This is a genomic window from Thalassospira sp. TSL5-1, assembly GCF_001907695.1.
Lineage (GTDB): Bacteria > Pseudomonadota > Alphaproteobacteria > Rhodospirillales > Thalassospiraceae > Thalassospira.
On sequence record NZ_KV880637.1, the window covers coordinates 1,593,352 to 1,610,156 of the forward strand.

Annotated in this window: 12 protein-coding genes and 3 tRNA genes; 8 read left to right on the forward strand and 7 right to left on the reverse strand. The window is 52.0% G+C overall.

The genetic code is table 11. The features are described from left to right. Positions 1-90: 90 nt before the first annotated feature. Positions 91-531 (forward strand): MerR family transcriptional regulator, encoded by a 441-nt coding sequence (locus LF95_RS07480; RefSeq protein WP_073954355.1) that lies wholly within the window; start codon positions 91-93, stop codon positions 529-531. Positions 532-642: 111 nt separating this feature from the next. On the opposite strand, the gene LF95_RS07485 is transcribed toward LF95_RS07480, so the two are convergent. The 7 genes from LF95_RS07485 to LF95_RS07515 form a co-directional block, all read right to left on the reverse strand. After that, positions 643-3,327, reverse strand: a complete 2,685-nt coding sequence (locus LF95_RS07485; protein WP_073954356.1) for a bifunctional acetate--CoA ligase family protein/GNAT family N-acetyltransferase — start codon at positions 3,325-3,327, stop codon at positions 643-645. A gap of 237 nt (positions 3,328-3,564) precedes the next feature. Then, a complete protein-coding gene (locus tag LF95_RS07490; RefSeq protein WP_073954357.1) occupies positions 3,565-3,885 on the reverse strand; it encodes a hypothetical protein in 321 nt (106 codons plus the stop codon). Between the two features lie 89 nt (positions 3,886-3,974). Beyond that, a tRNA-Asn gene (locus LF95_RS07495) sits at positions 3,975-4,050 on the reverse strand. A 287-nt stretch (positions 4,051-4,337) separates the two neighbouring features. Further along, on the reverse strand, positions 4,338-5,255 hold the full coding sequence (locus tag LF95_RS07500) for an aldo/keto reductase (protein WP_073954358.1): 918 nt from the start codon (positions 5,253-5,255) through the stop codon (positions 4,338-4,340). Positions 5,256-5,494: 239 nt separating this feature from the next. Beyond that, positions 5,495-5,570, reverse strand: a tRNA-Asn gene (locus LF95_RS07505). Between the two features lie 4 nt (positions 5,571-5,574). Then, positions 5,575-5,648, reverse strand: a tRNA-Cys gene (locus LF95_RS07510). A gap of 156 nt (positions 5,649-5,804) precedes the next feature. Next, the gene (locus LF95_RS07515; protein ID WP_168173671.1) at positions 5,805-8,204 is read right to left on the reverse strand and encodes a methyl-accepting chemotaxis protein; all 2,400 of its coding nucleotides are present in this window, start codon (positions 8,202-8,204) and stop codon (positions 5,805-5,807) included. 602 nt (positions 8,205-8,806) lie between these two features. Here LF95_RS07515 and LF95_RS07520 point away from each other — a divergent pair. The 7 genes from LF95_RS07520 (at position 8,807) to pabB (ending at position 16,771) form a co-directional block, all read left to right on the forward strand. Beyond that, complete coding sequence (locus tag LF95_RS07520; RefSeq protein WP_073954360.1) at positions 8,807-9,460, forward strand: protein-L-isoaspartate O-methyltransferase family protein; 654 nt, start codon at positions 8,807-8,809, stop codon at positions 9,458-9,460. Between the two features lie 90 nt (positions 9,461-9,550). After that, entirely contained in the window at positions 9,551-9,874 is a 324-nt protein-coding gene (locus LF95_RS07525; RefSeq protein WP_073954361.1) for a rhodanese-like domain-containing protein, read from the forward strand. Between the two features lie 150 nt (positions 9,875-10,024). Beyond that, complete coding sequence (locus LF95_RS07530) at positions 10,025-11,383, forward strand: TolC family outer membrane protein (protein WP_073954362.1); 1,359 nt, start codon at positions 10,025-10,027, stop codon at positions 11,381-11,383. Positions 11,384-11,472: 89 nt separating this feature from the next. Continuing rightward, positions 11,473-12,138: a DUF2497 domain-containing protein gene (locus LF95_RS07535; RefSeq protein WP_252509690.1), complete on the forward strand. Its 666-nt coding sequence runs from the start codon at positions 11,473-11,475 to the stop codon at positions 12,136-12,138. 87 nt (positions 12,139-12,225) lie between these two features. Continuing rightward, positions 12,226-14,892 (forward strand): valine--tRNA ligase, encoded by a 2,667-nt coding sequence (locus LF95_RS07540; protein ID WP_073954364.1) that lies wholly within the window; start codon positions 12,226-12,228, stop codon positions 14,890-14,892. A 125-nt stretch (positions 14,893-15,017) separates the two neighbouring features. Next, positions 15,018-15,362 carry an antibiotic biosynthesis monooxygenase family protein gene (locus LF95_RS07545; RefSeq protein WP_073954365.1) on the forward strand — a complete coding sequence of 115 codons (345 nt, stop codon included), beginning with the start codon at positions 15,018-15,020 and terminating at the stop codon, positions 15,360-15,362. Continuing rightward, on the forward strand, positions 15,362-16,771 hold the full coding sequence (gene pabB, locus LF95_RS07550; RefSeq protein ID WP_073954366.1) for an aminodeoxychorismate synthase component I: 1,410 nt from the start codon (positions 15,362-15,364) through the stop codon (positions 16,769-16,771). Before LF95_RS07545 ends, pabB begins: the two co-directional genes overlap by 1 nt. Positions 16,772-16,805: the final 34 nt, after the last annotated feature.

Here is a 16,805-nt window from a genome sequence, read left to right on the forward strand (position 1 = left end):
GGTATGATGCTAACGTTAGCGTAAATTTATTGACTTTGACGTAGGTATGGGGCGATGGTGTAACAAGTGTCCCGAGCATAAGAAAAACAGATGAACGATAAGCTTTATAGCATCACAGAACTTGCCGAAGAGTTCGATATTACGCCACGCGCCATTCGCTTTTACGAAACCAAAGGCCTGTTATCTCCCCAGCGCGCCGGTGCAACACGTGTGTACAATTACCGTGATCGCGCAAGGCTGGTGCTGGTGCTGCGAGGCAAGCGCCTAGGCTTCACGCTTGAAGATATTAAGGAATATATCGATCTGTATGACGCGGATCGCAGTCATTCTGATCAGCTGGCGCATTTGATTCTGGTGGGGCGCAAACGCATTAGCGAGTTGGAACAGCAGCTTGAAGATGTGCAAACGACATTGGGCGAATTGCGCAAGATCGAATCTGAAGCCTATGAAGCGCTTGAATCCCGAGGCCTTGACCCCGAAGAGGCCGTGCGCGACATCGTGCGTAAATTACCGGCAAAGGCCGGGCTGTGATTTTGCGCTAACCCGCTGCATTGACGGCATTTTGACTGTTTATCATATAAAACACCCCGTCCGTGAGATGAACGGACAGGGTGTTTTTTGGTTAAGCTGCCAGCGTGGCGTTTAGTCCTGGTTGAGCGGCAATTTGACCTCGAAAACTTCCTCGTCTTCAAGATATTTGCGAGTAAAGCCCAGTTTCTCACATAGCGTGAGCATGCGCCGGTTGGATGGCAACACCTGACCAATGAAGGTGCCCACACCCTTGGTCCGGCAAAATTCGATCATTTTTTCCATCAGAATACGGCCAAGACCACGTCCCTTAATGTCCGAACGCACCATGATGGCGTATTCGGCATATTCATTGTTGGGATCAATGGCAACCTGGACAATGCCGTGAATATCCCCCTGGGCGGTGCCATCGGGAACGGTTGCGACAAAAGCCATTGCCCGGTCGTAATCAAGCTGGGTTTGCCGTGCCATTTCCGAATGCGGTAATTCGCGGACCGACCCAAAGAACCGGAAATGAATATCCTCCGGTGTCAGTTTGGACATGAACGCATAGTGTGCCGGTTCATCTTCGGGTTTGATCGGGCGCAGCATATATTGTGTGCCGTCTTCCAGCACAATTTCCTGTTTCAAATGGCGCGGATAGGGGTGAATCGCCAGGCGCGTATCCTCGCTTTCGACCTTGGGCGTGACCTTGATGCGGGCGTCAAGGGCAATCACGCCTTTCTGGTCAATCAGAAGCGGGTTCATATCAAGTTCGACCACTTCACCCAAATGCACTACCAGTTGCGACAGGCGCACCAGCGTCATGAACAGTTCTTCCAGGTTAACGGGCGGGACATCGCGATACCCCTTTAACAGGTTATAAATGCGTGTTCCTTCAACCAGTTCGCGGGCAAGCTTCATGTTAAGTGGTGGCAGGGCCATTGCCCGGTCACGCACCACTTCGACTTCGACGCCACCATGACCAAACAGGATGACCGGGCCAAAAATGGGGTCAGTCGTCATGCCAACAATCAGTTCGCGGGCATTACGCCGTGTGACCATTTGCTGAACGGTAAAGCCGCGCAGGCGTGCATCGGGGAATTGCTCGCCGATGTTTTTCAGCATTTTTTCGCCAGCATGTTCGACTTCTTCGGCATTCTCCAAATTCAGGACCACACCGCCAACATCGGATTTATGGCTGATATCGTCTGACAGGATTTTAAGCGCGACCGGAAAGCCGATTTCCTTGGCGGTGCTGACGGCTTCGGCAACATTCGTAACCGAAATGGTTTTGACCGTATTGATGCCATAGCATTGCAGAACCTGCTTTGCCTCGGGTTCGGTCAGCATATTGCGACCGGCATGAATGGCGGCATGAATGATCTGCCGGGCCTTGTCGGTTTCAGGGGTGAAATCCTGTGGTACCGACGGTGGCGTTTCCATCAGAAGGTCTTGCAGCTTGCGGTAATTGACCATGTGTTGAAAGGCCGTTACGGCATTTTCCGGTGTGCGGTAGGTCGGTATCCCTGCAGCATAAAACAGCTTGCGGGCTTGTGTGACGGTGGCTTCGCCGACCCAGTTGGTCAAAATATTCTTACGGGTGTTTTTGATGGCATCAATCACCCCGCTTGCGACCTCTACCGGGTCGGTAATGGCGGTCGGGGCGTGCATGACCAGCAGGCTGTCGATATTCGGGTCTTTTAAAACCTGTTCGATGGCACTGGCATAACGTTCGCCCGGCGCATCGCCGATAATGTCAATCGGGTTGGCATGGGACCATGTGTCGGGCAGCACCTTGTTCAGGGCATCAATCGTGCCGTCTTCGAGATGGGCCAACTGGCCGTGCTGTTCGATCAGGGAATCGACTGCCAGCACGCCAATCCCGCCGCCATTGGTAATAATACCCAGCTTGTCGCCCTTGAAGGGGCGCATGCGCGACAGCGTTTCAGCAGCCGAAAACATTTCCGAAACGGTGTACACGCGCAATACACCAGCCCGCTTGATGGCGGCGTCAAACACATCATCGGCCCCGGCAAGGGCCCCGGTATGCGAGGCGGCAGCGGCTGCACCCTCGGCAAAGCGGCCCGATTTGATGCACAGAATCGGTTTATTACGCGATGCGGCCCGGGCTGCCGAAATAAAGCTGCGGCGTTCGTGAATGGATTCGATATAAAGCATGATTGCCCGGGTTTCCGGATCAGAGCCCAGATAATCGATCACATCACCAAAATCGACATCATCGCATTCGCCCAGCGAAATAAAGTGCGAAAAACCAACACCGCGGGCTGCTGCCCAGTCCAGCACCGCCGTGCACAGTGCGCCCGATTGCGAGACAAAGGCGATTTTGCCTTTTTCAATGCTTTGATGGCTGAAGCTGGCGTTAAGGCCAATACCCGGAACCATCAGGCCCAGGCAGTTGGGGCCAAGCAGGCGCATTTTGTTGCGTGCAGCCGTTTCCAGCATGGCCTGTTTAACGCTGCGGGTTTCATCATGCGGGGTGGAACCAAGGCCGGCGGTGAGCACGATGGCAGCTTTGCAGCCTTTTTGATCCAGGCATTCCATTACTGGAATAACGGCCTTGGGCGGCACGCAGATAACGGCAAGTTCGGGAACAACCGGCAGGCTTTCAACATCGCGGTAGGCCAAAACGCCGCCAATGGACTGGCTGCGTGGATTGACCGGCATGATCGGCCCGTTAAAACCGCCTGCCAGCAGATTGCGCATGATGACCTGCCCGACAGAATGCGGGCGATTGGATGCGCCAATAACGGCGACCGAGGACGGTTTGAAGAGATGTTCGAGATTGACTGTGCTCATAACCGAATTCCCGCTTTGCTGTCGGAATGGACTGTGTGCAAATGCACAAGCTGCGCAATGTAACCCGTTTTCGATTCCGTATGATGTGATCGGAATAACGGCATTTCGCAGATGCGGAAATTATTACTTCCGACCCTTATTTGCCTTGTTCTGAATCAAAAAGGCGACAGACTTCATAATTCTGGAACAAAACTGTCAGGGCAGGGCGTGCGCATGCGTTATGAAATATGATCGGGCTTAATGCAAATGTTCGCCATGATCATGGTCAAGATCGTGGCGTTCGGAGTCTTCAATCCACTGTTCCACTTCAGCCGCACTGCTCATGGCAAGGGCGATGGCAACATCATTGTGAACATGTTCGAGACTATCAAACATCGGGCACCATCCAAAGGCCTGAATGCGTTCGTCCGTGGTTGAGGCGATAGTATAAAGCTCGCCGTCAATCGGGTGTACGGTGCCGTGAATGACATCTTTTTCACCAATGATCAGCCAGCCATCGGTTGATCCGGCCAGTGTGCCCAGTTGAACCTTGCGCAATTCGATATTTGCAATTTTCATTGGTTAATCCCTTTTGGCCTAAGGTGAAAAACGGTTAACGCCGATCAAACGAAAAAGGGACCGAACAAAATGTTCGGCCCCTTTTAAATTGGCTCCGGCAGCAGGACTCGAACCTGCGACCCAATGATTAACAGTCATTTGCTCTACCAACTGAGCTATGCCGGATCAGTGTTTGGCGCTCCGTTCGAAGCGTGTGGCAGGGGTATAATAAAACCCGGAAACGGGCGCAAGACCTTTTTTGATAAAAAAGCGCGAAAAATTCAAATTTGGCAAAATTTATCCAGTTTCAATGCCTTATCAAACGCTCAAAGCGAAGTGGGACCTGGCTGTTAAGCTACTGGTCCCGTTCTTTGGTCGTGATATATTCCAGCCCCGGCCGTGTAGGGCGCACGCCAGGTAATTCCAGGATCATCCGTCATCCCATTATGGCCCGGATAACAATTCGTTGATTGTTACGGCACAGGATGCCCCTGGGCCGCAACCAGGATGGTAAACCAGTCCTGGCGGTCCAACCTGATTGAACACGCCGTGGTGGCATCTTTCAGGCGTTCGGGTTTCATGGTGCCCAAAACAGGGATTGGCTGGCACGGTAGGGCCAAAAGCCAGGCAATGGCAATTTCGCCAATGCCGGGGGCATCGTATTTTACCCGCATGTCTTCAAGGACGGGCCTTAAATGGGCGGCAACGGCATCGTCTTTATCGCGAAACAGGCGCGCGCCGCCAAGTGGCGACCAGATCATGGGGCTGATACGGTTTTGCTGCATGAGATCAAACGTGCCATCAAAAACGGGCGCAAGCTCCAGTACCGAGCATTCCACCTGGTTTGTGATCATCGGTGCCTCAAGACGGCTTTGCAGCAGGTTGAATTGCGATGGGGTAAAATTTGAAACGCCAAAATAGCGTACTTTGCCATCGCGTTTTAGCTGGTTGAAGGCATCGGCAACTTCATCGGCAATCATCAGTGGGTCTGGCCGATGCAATAGCAGCGCATCAATATGATCGGTCCGAAGGTTGCGAAGCGAGGATTCGACAGATGCGAGAATATGTTTTTTACTGGTGTTGTAATGATTAATGCGATTTTCGGGTTTGCCCTCACAAGCTAAGGCAATATCGCACTTGGTAACGATTTCCATTTTCTGGCGCAAATGCGATGCCTTGGCCAGTGCGTTGCCAAACAATTCTTCGCAGCCGTAATTGCCGTAAATATCGGCGTGATCAATGGTGGTAATGCCAAGATCAAGGGCGGTTTCAACAAGGCGTAATATATCGTTGTCGCTATTGATATCCGGGCTGTTTCGCAGGCGCCAGGCACCCCAGGCCAGTGTTGAAAAGCTAAGGTCGTTGGCAAGTTTTCGGCGTGATAGCGACATATCCGGTCCCCGTCGCCCCGTATAAAGGCGCAAAACAGCAGGGTTTTGCGATCCAAGGGGCTATTGTTGTTGGTTTGGTTGCTGGCATTGTCCTAGCAAGCCCGTAGGGCGGGGTAAACTATTCATATATGTTCGCCAGCCTTATCATTGGGGGTGCGTTTGATGGCTTATAACGGGTGCTTGATGATGAAAGTACAAAGAAAAAGGGACCGAACCCAAGGTTCGATCCCTTTTCACATTGGCTCCGGCAGCAGGACTCGAACCTGCGACCCAATGATTAACAGTCATTTGCTCTACCAACTGAGCTATGCCGGATTAGTGGAGGCGCGAGCCGGAATCGAACCGGCGTACAAGGATTTGCAGTCCTCTGCGTGACCACTCCGCCATCGCGCCATCGCGTCGGCAGGGCGGTGTATAGCCCTATCGAATACAGCCCGTCAAGCACCCAATTTTACATTTTTTGTACAATGACAGGAATTTAGGCCAAAAAGCAGCTCAGCCGCCGGTTTGGGGCCAGCGGCTGGTGATAAAATTGTGGTGTTTGGCGGATTATGGGCAGCGTTTTATCTGTCGTTCCAGCCACGGCCGCAGCATTTTTTCGCGCCCTGACGGATCGGTGAAATACAGATTGGCAATGTCTTCGTGGCTGTTTTCCACCTCAAAAGACAGTTTGATATTTGTACCATCAAATTGAATTGTCCCCCGTGATCCTGGCTTGACTGGTTTTTTCAGTTTCACCTTGCTGCCGCCATTGGAAATGTCGATGGTTTTACCTTCGATGGTCTCGCCATTCACCGTAATGGCAATGCCGGCTTCAAAGTCAAATCGGGGGTCGCGGCGGCGATTAACCTCGGGCGTTGCCGTGCGCACGATGCGAACAAGGGTGGCACGCAATTCGGCAATGCTTTGATCGACCTGAACGGCAATGCGATTCATGCTTTCAGCACGCTCAAGGTTCTGGTCGGCTTCCCGGGCAACAATCGCGATTTTTTCGGTGACTTCATTGGAGGCTCTGGCCGTTTCAACAACGTTTCGGGCAATTTCCTGTGTCGCGCTATCCTGTTGGTGAACCGATGTGGCGACACTTGACGCTACATGGTCAATCCGGCGGATATTCTGGCTCATATGTTGGACGGTTGAGACGACCGACCCGGTGACGTGTTGTATTTCGCCGATTTGACGGGTGATTTCTTCGGTAGAGCGGGCAGTCTGGTTGGCCAGGTTTTTAACTTCTTGTGCGACCACGGCAAAGCCTTTGCCAGCGTCACCCGCGCGGGCGGCCTCAATTGTCGCATTCAATGCCAGAAGGTTGGTCTGGGCGGCGATATCGGCAATCAGTTCAGCTACTTCGCCAATCCGATCTACGCTATCTTTTAGAGATAAAACAGTGCGTTCGGCATCCATTCCTGAAGTGTTGGCTTCAGTTGTTACAGATGTTGCCTCGCTAATCTGAAGGGTGATTTCGCGAATGGACGCTGCCAGTTGTTCAGACGCCCCGGAAACAGTTTCAGCATTTGCCAGGGCCTCATGCGCAGCGGCGGCAACGCTGTCCGAATTCGATGATACTCGCTTCGACGAGCCCGCCATATCGCCAGCCGACGCGTTTAGGCGCGATGTTTGTTCGATAATGGTTGCGACAACGATCTGTAATTCGCGCTCGACCGTTTCTGCCAGATTTTGCAGGGCAGAAACACGCTGGTTTTGAACCTTTTCTTCGTTTTCACGGCGTTCAAGGATGTTATAGGCCAACTTGGCGTGCAAGGCGCGCAATTGCTGAATGACAGGTTTAAAGTCTGGCACGGTAGGGAGTTCGATATCGTGGGACAGGTCATTGCGGGCGATGGCTGCAAAATGGTCTTCCATGCGCAATAGGGGATTGCGCAGTTTACGGATGATAAGATTGCCGTAAATAACCGTAAGCACAAACGCAAACACGATAAGAAGGATATTAACTGTCAGCCCTGAATAGAGATCATCTTTTGCATTTGTAAGACCGTCATTTGTCAGTTCTGATTGCAATTTGGCAAGCTCGCCAATCGCAGCGGTTAGCGGCTCAATGGTTTGATAAAGGTGCTGTTTGACAAGGTTGTCCAGCAAAGGCCGGTCTTTGGTCTGGAAGCTTTGTTCCAGTTTTGTCGCCAGGTCGTCTGCCACTGTCATCATGGCGGTAACGTCGTGCACAAGCGATTCTTCGCTGGGATGCAAGTCACGGGAGAGGTAGTTGGCAAAATTGTCATGAATTCTGTCTTGGGCGGCCCTGATATCCTTTAATCCGCCTTCCCAGTTGGAATTTCCGTTATTGACCTTGTTTGCTGCATTCACAATGAACACAGCATAATCGTCGGATACTGACTTTAGAAGATTAAGTGGTTTGACGCGGTTTTCATAAATGTCAGAAACATGATTGATGGTGTTTTGTGCTGTCCATATGCCAAAGCCCACCGTGATAGACATTAAAACGATCAGCGATCCGAGAACCAGGGACAGGCTGCCGCGAATGCCGGTAAGACGATTCTTGATCCGGGCTGCAAGGCTATTGGTAACGATTTGGCCGTCATCAAGGCCAATGCCTGCACCTGAATTGTTGCGCAGGGCAGCATAGGTTTGTTCGGCTTGTCTTTTTTGTTCGGCCGTGGGTTTGCTTCTGATTGAAATAAAACCCGTAACGTTACCGTCTTCAATAACCGGGGTAACATTGGCGCGGACCCAGTAGTGATCACCATTTTTGCAGCGGTTTTTGACAATACCCTGCCACGGGCGGCCAGCCTTTATGGTTGACCATAAATCGGCAAATGCCTCTTGGGGCATATCGCGATGGCGGACGATATTGTGCGGCGATCCAAGCAGTTCATCTTCGGAAAAACCGCTGATCTCTATGAAGGTTTTGTTGGCAAAAACAATTTTACCACCAAGATCTGTGCGTGAGACAAGAATGCTGTCATTTTTCAATTCGACTTCTTGGTTTGTAACCGGTCCTGTATCCCGCATGATCCCCTCTGAAATTGTGAGCGTGATTTTTCGATGTGCTTGCAGGAAAGTTGATAACACACCGAAATATCAGAATTTTTTTTCACTAATAATGATTTGAGGGGCAGATATTTATACTATCCGATAGTATTATCAACAGGGAAAATCTTGCGGAGGTTTACCAACTTCTTGCTGGGCAATTTTGAAAAATTCCAGTCGATAAAGTATGTGTTAGTGGGGGGCTGCAGCCGGGAAATGGCGATTCTTTGTTTGTGAAACCTCCAGAAATATCTTGCTTACGTTTTTTGGGGCCCTGTCTCTCAGGGCGGGAAAATGTAAGACTTTTATATAGGTCGCAAAATGCAGCGCAGGCTCGACAGTCGAAGAGCAGGGGAGCGGCCTTGGAAAGTGACTGCTTTGTCTGATCAAACAGGCAATTTGGGTCCTGGTGTTGCTTTGCGGCAATTTCCAATGTTGTCAGGCGCACGCAGGCTGATTATAAACGTCTCACCTCGTCAGGCCTGCCCGGATGTGTTTCCGGTAGGCCATAGTGCATTTCTTGCGGGAATTTCAGGTCAGATATGATGGATTATCAAGTCGCGCGCCACAACATGGTGGAAAATCAGGTTCGTGCCAACAAGGTGACGGATCCTTTGGTCATCGCAGCGATGGAAGAGGTCCCGCGCGAACTGTTCCTGCCCGAAAGCAAGAAGGGTGTTGCCTATGTCGATGAAGACATTTCGATTGGCAATGGCCGTTATGCGATCGAACCGATGGTGATTGCACGCTTGATGCAGATTGCCGAAATTGAAACGACGGATGTCGCCCTGGTGATTGGTGCAGGCTTTGGTTATTCCAGTGCGCTGTTGTCGCGGGTGGCCGAAACTGTGGTTGCAATCGAAAGTGATGCAACGATGGTGCAGAAGGCCGAAAAAATCCTGCAGGAGAACAACTATGACAATGTCATCGTTGTCGAAGGCGATGTGGTTGCAGGTTATCCCAAACAGTCACCCTATAATGTGATTATGTTTGATGGTGCGGTTGCCGAAGTGCCCGAAGCCATCTTGGAACAGCTTGGCGAGGGTGGCCGTTTGCTGGCGGTTGTGCGCGAGGCTGATAAAGTTGGTGTGGCCCGTCTTTATGAACGCGAACATGGTGTGGTCGGGCATCGGGATCTGTTTGATGCCAATGTGCCGTATCTGCCAGGCTTCGAGCCGGTTGAAAGTTTTGTCTTCTGATTTGACCGTTACAGTGTTCCGGTGCTGGTGTACCAATACCGGAACGCATCGTTACGCTATTTGATATTGCAAGGTTTGTTTTAATTGGACATGGTCCGGGATATTTCGTGTCAGGAAGTTGCAAGCATGATGGAAACATCCGTTCCATTTACGCTTGTCGATGTTCGTGAAGCATGGGAGCTCGATATTTGTTCGATTGAAGGGGCCTTGCATATTCCATTGGGTGATATGGCCCGGCGTTTTCGGGAAATAGATGCCGAAAAACCGGTAGCGGTCCTCTGCCATCATGGTGTTCGCAGCCGTCATGCCGCGATGTTTTTGGTGGCACATGGCCTGCGGGATGTTTTTAATATTTCTGGTGGTATTGAAAAGTGGGCTTTGGAAATCGCGCCAGAGATGCCACGATATGACTGACGTGATTGTATGAATTCGGTTAAATAAGGGAATTTTTGGAAATTTTACTTCCAACTGGTTCTTTTTTTGGACATTTTTATTGGCAACGTTACCATATCGGAACTGCGCTGGGGTCGGGACTTAGTGTAGGACTTTGACAAGGGTGTATAAATGATAAAACGGTTCTTGCTCACCTGTAGCATTCTGGCAACGGCCGGCGTGATTTCTACGGGGGCGTCTGCTGAAACCCTCGATGATGCGCTTGCCAAAGCATATCAGAATAACCCGACCCTCGAAGCGGGCCGGGCACAATTGCGTGCAACTGATGAAGAAATCTCTCAGGCTTTGTCAAACTGGCGCCCGACGGTTCAGCTCAATGGTAGCGCGGGTATTCGCAAACTTGACGTTGATACTGGTCAGGCTGCCAGCACAAACGATACCACGCTTAATCCCTATCAGGTTGGTCTGAATGTCAGCCAGCCGCTTTATCGTGGTGGCCGGACAGAAGCCGAAACCAAACGTGCCGAAGCCCGTATTCAGGCGCAACGTGCTGCTCTGCGGTCAACCGAACAGTCTGTATTTTTGAATGTTGCAACGGCATATTTCAACGTTTTGCGTGATACGGCCGTTGTTGAACTGAACCAGAATAACATTCGCGTTCTTGAACGCCAGCTTGAGGCAACCCGGGATCGTTTTTCGGTGGGCGAAGTGACCCGCACCGACGTTTCCCAGGCTGAGGCACGTCTTGCTGGTGCAAAGGCCAATTTGATTGCGGCCCAGGGAACACTTGCCAATACCCGTGCGGTTTATGAACGCCTGGTTGGTAATGCACCGGTCGACCTGAAAATTCCGGCTTCTCTCGAGGGGCTTCCGACCAGCGTTAAGCAGGTGATCGACACTGCCAGTGTCCAGCATCCTGATGTGTTGCAGGCGCAGTATTCCGAAGAAGCAGCCCATGACAATATCCGTCTGAGCGAGGGGGCACTTTATCCCGTCGTTAATCTGACAGCGGGTTTGTCGCGTAGCCGGGAAGCCAGTTCCGAGGATACCACCACCGATACAGCCGAAGTTATGGCGGAAGTGACGGTGCCGATCTATCAGAAGGGGGCCGAATATTCCAGCATTCGTGCTGCCAAACAGACGGCAGGGCAGGCGCGCATTGTCGTGGATCAGACCCGTCGGGAAGTGATCGAAAGTGCAACCAGTGCCTGGGAAAATCTGGTAACGGCCCGTGCCAGCATCGAAAGCCAGCAGGCCGAAGTTTCGTCTGCCGAAGTTGCTCTTGATGGTGTCCAGCGCGAAGCCTCGGTTGGGTCGCGTACGGTTCTTGACGTGCTTGACCAGGAACAGGAACTGTTGCAGGCGCGCGTTGCACTGGTAAAGTCACGCCGTGATGCCGCCGTTGCCGAGTTCCAGGTTAAGGCAGCAATCGGAGCCTTGAATGCACAAGTTCTCGGCCTGCCGGTTGAAATTTACGATGTAGAACAGAACTATAATAAAGTTAAGGATCAATTGTGGGGAACTGATTGATCCGGAAGTGCCAACAACCGGCCTTGAAAAGAAAGGCCGTATAATCGACCGGATCCGTTCGGTGGTTATTTTAGCGCGGAAGAAAACCAATGAGTGATGGGCAACAGGAACCTTCAATGGAGGACATCCTTCAGTCTATCCGCAAAATTCTTGCGGATGAGGGCGAGGATGAAAAAAAGGAACCGGCAAAACCGAAGTCGGCCCCGGCTCCCGAGCCTGAACCGGAACCAGAGGTTTTTGACGAGCCGGAAGACGAATATGACGAACTGGTTCTGGAAGATGAACCAGAAGAGCTGGAGCTTGACGACGAGGAACCGGAGCCTCTTGATCTTGATGATGAAGAGGAGCTGGACCTTGAGCCTGAAAGCATGGACCTTGACGATATGCTTGATTTTGAAGAGCAGGTCGAAGAGGAAGAGCCGGAGCCCGAACCCGAGCCTGAACCTGTTCGGGAAGAGCCACGGCAGCCGATGCCAGCCTTTTATGAGCAGGAAGATGATGACGAACCGGCCCTGATTTCGGGAACGACGGAATCTTCTGCTGCCGGTAGCATGACGGAACTGGCCCAGGCGGTTGCGCGCAAGCGTGCGATTGGTTTGGGGATTAATGCCGGACATGCCACACTGGAAGATCTGGTGCGTGATATGTTGCGCCCGATTTTGAAAGAGTGGCTGGACGAGAATTTGCCTTATATGATCGAACGCCTTGTGAAAAAGGAAATCGAGCGGATCGTGAGCCGCGCCGAAGACCTCTAGGCGAGCCGATGAGCAGAATATAGCGGCGCGCCTTCGGTGCGCCGCTTTTTCTTTTAATACGAAAACCCGCAGCGGATCAGAAAGACGATGTTGGATAAAACCTACAACCCGGCAGACGTGGAAACCAAACTCTACGAAAAATGGGAAAAATCCGGAGCCTTTGCCGCCCACCCGGAAAGCAAAGAAAATCCCTATGTCATTATGATGCCGCCGCCCAACGTGACCGGTAGCCTGCATATGGGCCACGCCCTGACATTCACCCTGCAGGATATTCTGGTGCGTTATAACCGCATGAGCGGCAAGGACACTCTGTGGCAGCCCGGCACCGACCATGCCGGCATTGCGACCCAGATGGTGGTTGAACGCCAGCTTGGTGCCCAAAATGTGACCCGCCACGACCTGGGACGTGAAAAATTCGTCGAAAAGGTCTGGGAATGGAAAGAACAGTCCGGCGGGACCATTACCAACCAGTTACGCCACCTTGGTGCATCGCCCGATTGGCCGCGTGAACGCTTTACGATGGACGATGGCCTGTCGGCTGCGGTGCGCAAGGTTTTTGTCACCCTGCATAAACAGGGGTTGATTTATCGCGACAAACGCCTGGTGAACTGGGATCCGAAACTTCTGACCGCGATTTCCGACCTTGAAGTGGTCCAGAAAGAGGTCAAGGGCCATTACTGGCATTTCAAATACCCGATTGAAGGCCGCGAAGGCGAGTTTATTACCGTTGCCACGACCCGTCCTGAAACCATGCTGGGTGATACGGCTGTTGCGGTTCATCCCGACGATGAACGGTATGCCGATCTGGTTGGCAAATATTGCATTCTGCCGATTGTTGGTCGCCGTATCCGCATTGTCGCCGATGAATATGCTGACCCGGAAAAGGGCTCTGGTGCGGTGAAAATCACCCCGGCGCATGACTTTAACGATTTTGAAGTCGGCAAGCGCAATGATCTCGAAAAGATCAATATCCTCGATGATCATGCCTGCATTAACGACAATGCCCCCGAAGAATATCGTGGCCTTGATCGCTTTAAGGCGCGTGATCTGATCATTGCTAAAATGGAAGAACTCGGTTTGCTCGAAAAAATCGAGGAAACCGTTCATATGGTTCCCTATGGCGACCGTTCCAATGTGGTGATCGAGCCTTACCTGACCGATCAGTGGTTTGTAAATGCCGAAGTCCTGGCAAAACCGGCGACCGAAGCAGTTGAAGATGGCCGTATCCGTTTTGTGCCGAAAAACTGGGAAAATACCTATTTTGAATGGATGCGCAACATCCAGCCTTGGTGTATTTCGCGTCAGTTGTGGTGGGGGCATCGGATTCCGGCCTGGTTTGGCCCGGATGGCACCTTCTTTGTTGAAGAAACCGAGGAAGAAGCTATTGCTGCTGCCAAGGCCCATTACGGCAAGGATGTGGAGCTGACCCAGGAAACCGATGTTCTCGATACCTGGTTCTCGTCCGCCTTGTGGCCGTTCTCCACGCTGGGGTGGCCGGAAAAGACGGTTGAGCTGGGTAAATACTATCCTGGCGATGTTCTCGTCACTGGCTTTGATATCATTTTCTTCTGGGTTGCCCGCATGATTATGATGGGGATGCATTTCATGGATGGGCAGGTGCCGTTCCGTGATGTCTATATCCATGCGCTGGTCCGCGATGAACACGGTCAGAAAATGTCCAAATCCAAGGGCAACGTGATTGACCCGCTGGATCTGATTTCGGAATATGGTTGTGATGCCCTGCGTATGACGCTAACGGCCCTTGCCGCCCAGGGGCGGGACATCAAGCTTGCGACGTCGCGCGTGGAAGGCTACCGCAATTTTGCGACCAAAATCTGGAACGCGGCACGTTTCTGCGAAATGAATGAATGCCAGGTGATTGAGGGCTTTGATCCCAAATCGGTCAAATCCACGCTGAACCGCTGGATCGTCGGTAAGGTTGCCGAAGCCGCCAAAACCGTCTCAACCGCGATTGAAAACTATCGTTTCAACGATGCTGCGGGTGGGGCCTACCAGTTTGTCTGGGGGACCTTCTGTGACTGGTATCTGGAGCTGGCAAAGCCCGTTTTCATGGGGGATGATGCCGATGCCAAGGCGGAAACCCGCGCCACGGCAGCTTGGGTTCTGGATCAGATTTTGCTGATCCTGCATCCTGTCATGCCCTTCATCACCGAAGAGCTTTGGGCGCAGACCAGCGAAAAACACAGTGGCCTTCTGATGTCTCAGGCATGGCCGGTATTGGGCGAGGATCTGATTGATGCCAGTGTTGAGTCGGAAATGGATATGGCCTTGCGTCTGATCGGAAATATCCGTGGTGTGCGTTCGGAAATGAATGTCCCGCCATCTGCCGAAGTGCCGATTTATCTGGTGGATGCGTCCGATGCCATGAAATCGGCCATCACGGCACAGGAAGCTCAGATCAAACGTCTGGCGCGTGTTGCCAGCATTAATCTGGTCGGGCAGGACAAGGTTGAAGCCATTGCCAAAGGTGCGATCCAGACGGTTGTGGATGGCGTGCCGGTTTTTGTTTCGGTTGCCGATTTCATTGACGTGGCGGCTGAAAAGTCCCGTCTTGAAAAGGAAATCGACAAGATCGGAAAATATATCAAGGCACAGGAAGGCAAGCTGGCCAACGAACGCTTTGTCAGCCGTGCACCAGAAGAAATCGTCGCTGCGGAAAAAGCCAAACTTGAAGAGGCCCGTAATACGCTTGGCAAGCTTCAGGAAGGATATGACCGGATTGCTGCCATGTAAGGTTGCGGCTTCGCGTCAATGATTTGGGAAAGGGGTGCGGGAAATGTCGCACCCCTTTTTTGTTTCTGGAAATCTGGTGGGAATCGCCTAAATTGACGCCCTGAACATCGTGCAGGAGACAGCAGATGACGCTTTCGCGTTTGCCTTCGCCCCCTTATTACGCCGTCATTTTTGCATCGGTCCGTACTGATGAGGATGAAGAAGGCTATGGCATAACCGCCACGGAAATGAGCAACCTTGCCGCGCAACAGGATGGATATCTTGGTCAGGATTCCACAGCACGGGATGACGAAGGCATGGGGATTACGGTTTCCTATTGGCGTGATGAAGCCTCCATCCTTGCCTGGAAGAAGCAGCTTGATCACACCGCTGCGCGCAATATGGGCCGCGAGAAATGGTATAAAAGTTATACCTTGCGGGTTGCCCGCGTTGAACGGGCCTATGATTTTGACCGGCCGGAACAGGCATAATGCTGGCGATTGAGCATCCCTATATCGACCCGGAACTGGCATTTTCTGCCTTTGCCAATAATACGGGTCGGCATTTTCTTGATTCTGGCGGAGATAGCGGTTTTTCCTATATTGCCGTTCATCCGGTGCATATGATTTCGGCACGTGATGGTGTGGTAAGCGTTGATGATCAGGCCATTGATGCGGCACCCTTTACCGCCATCCGTGATTTGTTGGACAGCTATCAAATTGCCCATAATCCCGATTTGCCGCCATTTCAGGGCGGCTTGGTTGGTTATTTTGGTTATGACCTGTGCCAACAGCTTGAAACCCTGCCAGTACCGCAAAACGATTTCATCAATATTCCCGACATGTTGGCGGGCATTTATGATGTGGTAATATCTTTTGACCTTGCCAATCGGCGGATGTGGATCATCGCGCATGGCCTGGATGCCCAAAGTCAAACAGCATCCGATATGCGTGCTCAGGCACAAATTATGGATGCGCAGCAGGCCCTGGCGGGCGTGATGCAGGGGCAAAGCAAACAAACATTGCCTGCAGCACCATCCGCGCCTGCAATTGCCCCGTGGCAGCCCAATTTTACGCGCGACGGTTATCAATCCGCCGTTGGCCGGGTGAAGGACTATATTTTTGCCGGTGATATTTTTCAGGCCAATCTGTCGCAGTCTTTTTCGGCCCAATATGATTCTGCACAGCTTTGCGACCTTTGGGGGCTTTACCGGCGTATTCGGGGGCTTAGTCCGGCACCTTTTGGCGCGTTCCTGAATTTTGGCACTATTGCCATTCTGTCAAACTCGCCGGAACGGTTTTTGATGGTGGATGAAGCTGGGGCAGTTGAAACCAAACCGATCAAGGGAACGCGCCCGCGTGGCAAAACACCGGTTGAAGACGCGACTTTTGCGCAGGATCTGCTCGTATCGGAAAAGGACCGGGCGGAAAATGTCATGATTGTCGATTTGTTGCGCAATGATTTATCGCGTGTGTGCAAGCCCCATTCGGTTATCGCGGATCCGATTTGCGATCTGGAAAGCTTTGCCAATGTGCATCATCTGGTATCCACTGTGACCGGGCAGCTTGATGACGGACAAGATGCGATTGATTTATTGATGGCGTGTTTTCCCGGTGGTTCCATTACCGGGGCTCCAAAAATACGGGCGATGGAGATCATTACCGAATTGGAGCAAATGCGACGTGGGGCCTATTGCGGGGCAATCGGGTTTATTGGCTTTGATGGCGTGATGGATACCAACATCGCCATCCGAACCCTTACCGTTCATGACGGTAAGGTGGCCTTTAATGTTGGGGGTGGTATCGTTGCCGATAGTGAGCCAGCGGCGGAATATGAAGAAACACTGGCCAAGGCGGCGAAATTAATGGCGGCTCTGGATATCGTGCTTGATGATCAATAACGCGCCAATGTTGACAGTGATGCAGCAATACGAA

What these genes read in the sequence shown, in the direction of transcription:
- LF95_RS07545 (WP_073954365.1), top strand. Translation starts at nt 15,018, where the DNA reads ATGACGCTTTCGCGTTTGCCTTCGCCCCCTTATTACGCCGTCATTTTT.
- LF95_RS07525 (WP_073954361.1), top strand. Translation starts at nt 9,551, where the DNA reads ATGGTCCGGGATATTTCGTGTCAGGAAGTTGCAAGCATGATGGAAACA.
- pabB (WP_073954366.1), top strand. Translation starts at nt 15,362, where the DNA reads ATGCTGGCGATTGAGCATCCCTATATCGACCCGGAACTGGCATTTTCT.
- LF95_RS07490 (WP_073954357.1), bottom strand. Translation starts at nt 3,885, where the DNA reads ATGAAAATTGCAAATATCGAATTGCGCAAGGTTCAACTGGGCACACTG.
- LF95_RS07530 (WP_073954362.1), top strand. Translation starts at nt 10,025, where the DNA reads ATGATAAAACGGTTCTTGCTCACCTGTAGCATTCTGGCAACGGCCGGC.
- LF95_RS07500 (WP_073954358.1), bottom strand. Translation starts at nt 5,255, where the DNA reads ATGTCGCTATCACGCCGAAAACTTGCCAACGACCTTAGCTTTTCAACA.
- LF95_RS07540 (WP_073954364.1), top strand. Translation starts at nt 12,226, where the DNA reads ATGTTGGATAAAACCTACAACCCGGCAGACGTGGAAACCAAACTCTAC.
- LF95_RS07520 (WP_073954360.1), top strand. Translation starts at nt 8,807, where the DNA reads ATGGATTATCAAGTCGCGCGCCACAACATGGTGGAAAATCAGGTTCGT.
- LF95_RS07535 (WP_252509690.1), top strand. Translation starts at nt 11,473, where the DNA reads ATGAGTGATGGGCAACAGGAACCTTCAATGGAGGACATCCTTCAGTCT.
- LF95_RS07480 (WP_073954355.1), top strand. Translation starts at nt 91, where the DNA reads ATGAACGATAAGCTTTATAGCATCACAGAACTTGCCGAAGAGTTCGAT.
- LF95_RS07485 (WP_073954356.1), bottom strand. Translation starts at nt 3,327, where the DNA reads ATGAGCACAGTCAATCTCGAACATCTCTTCAAACCGTCCTCGGTCGCC.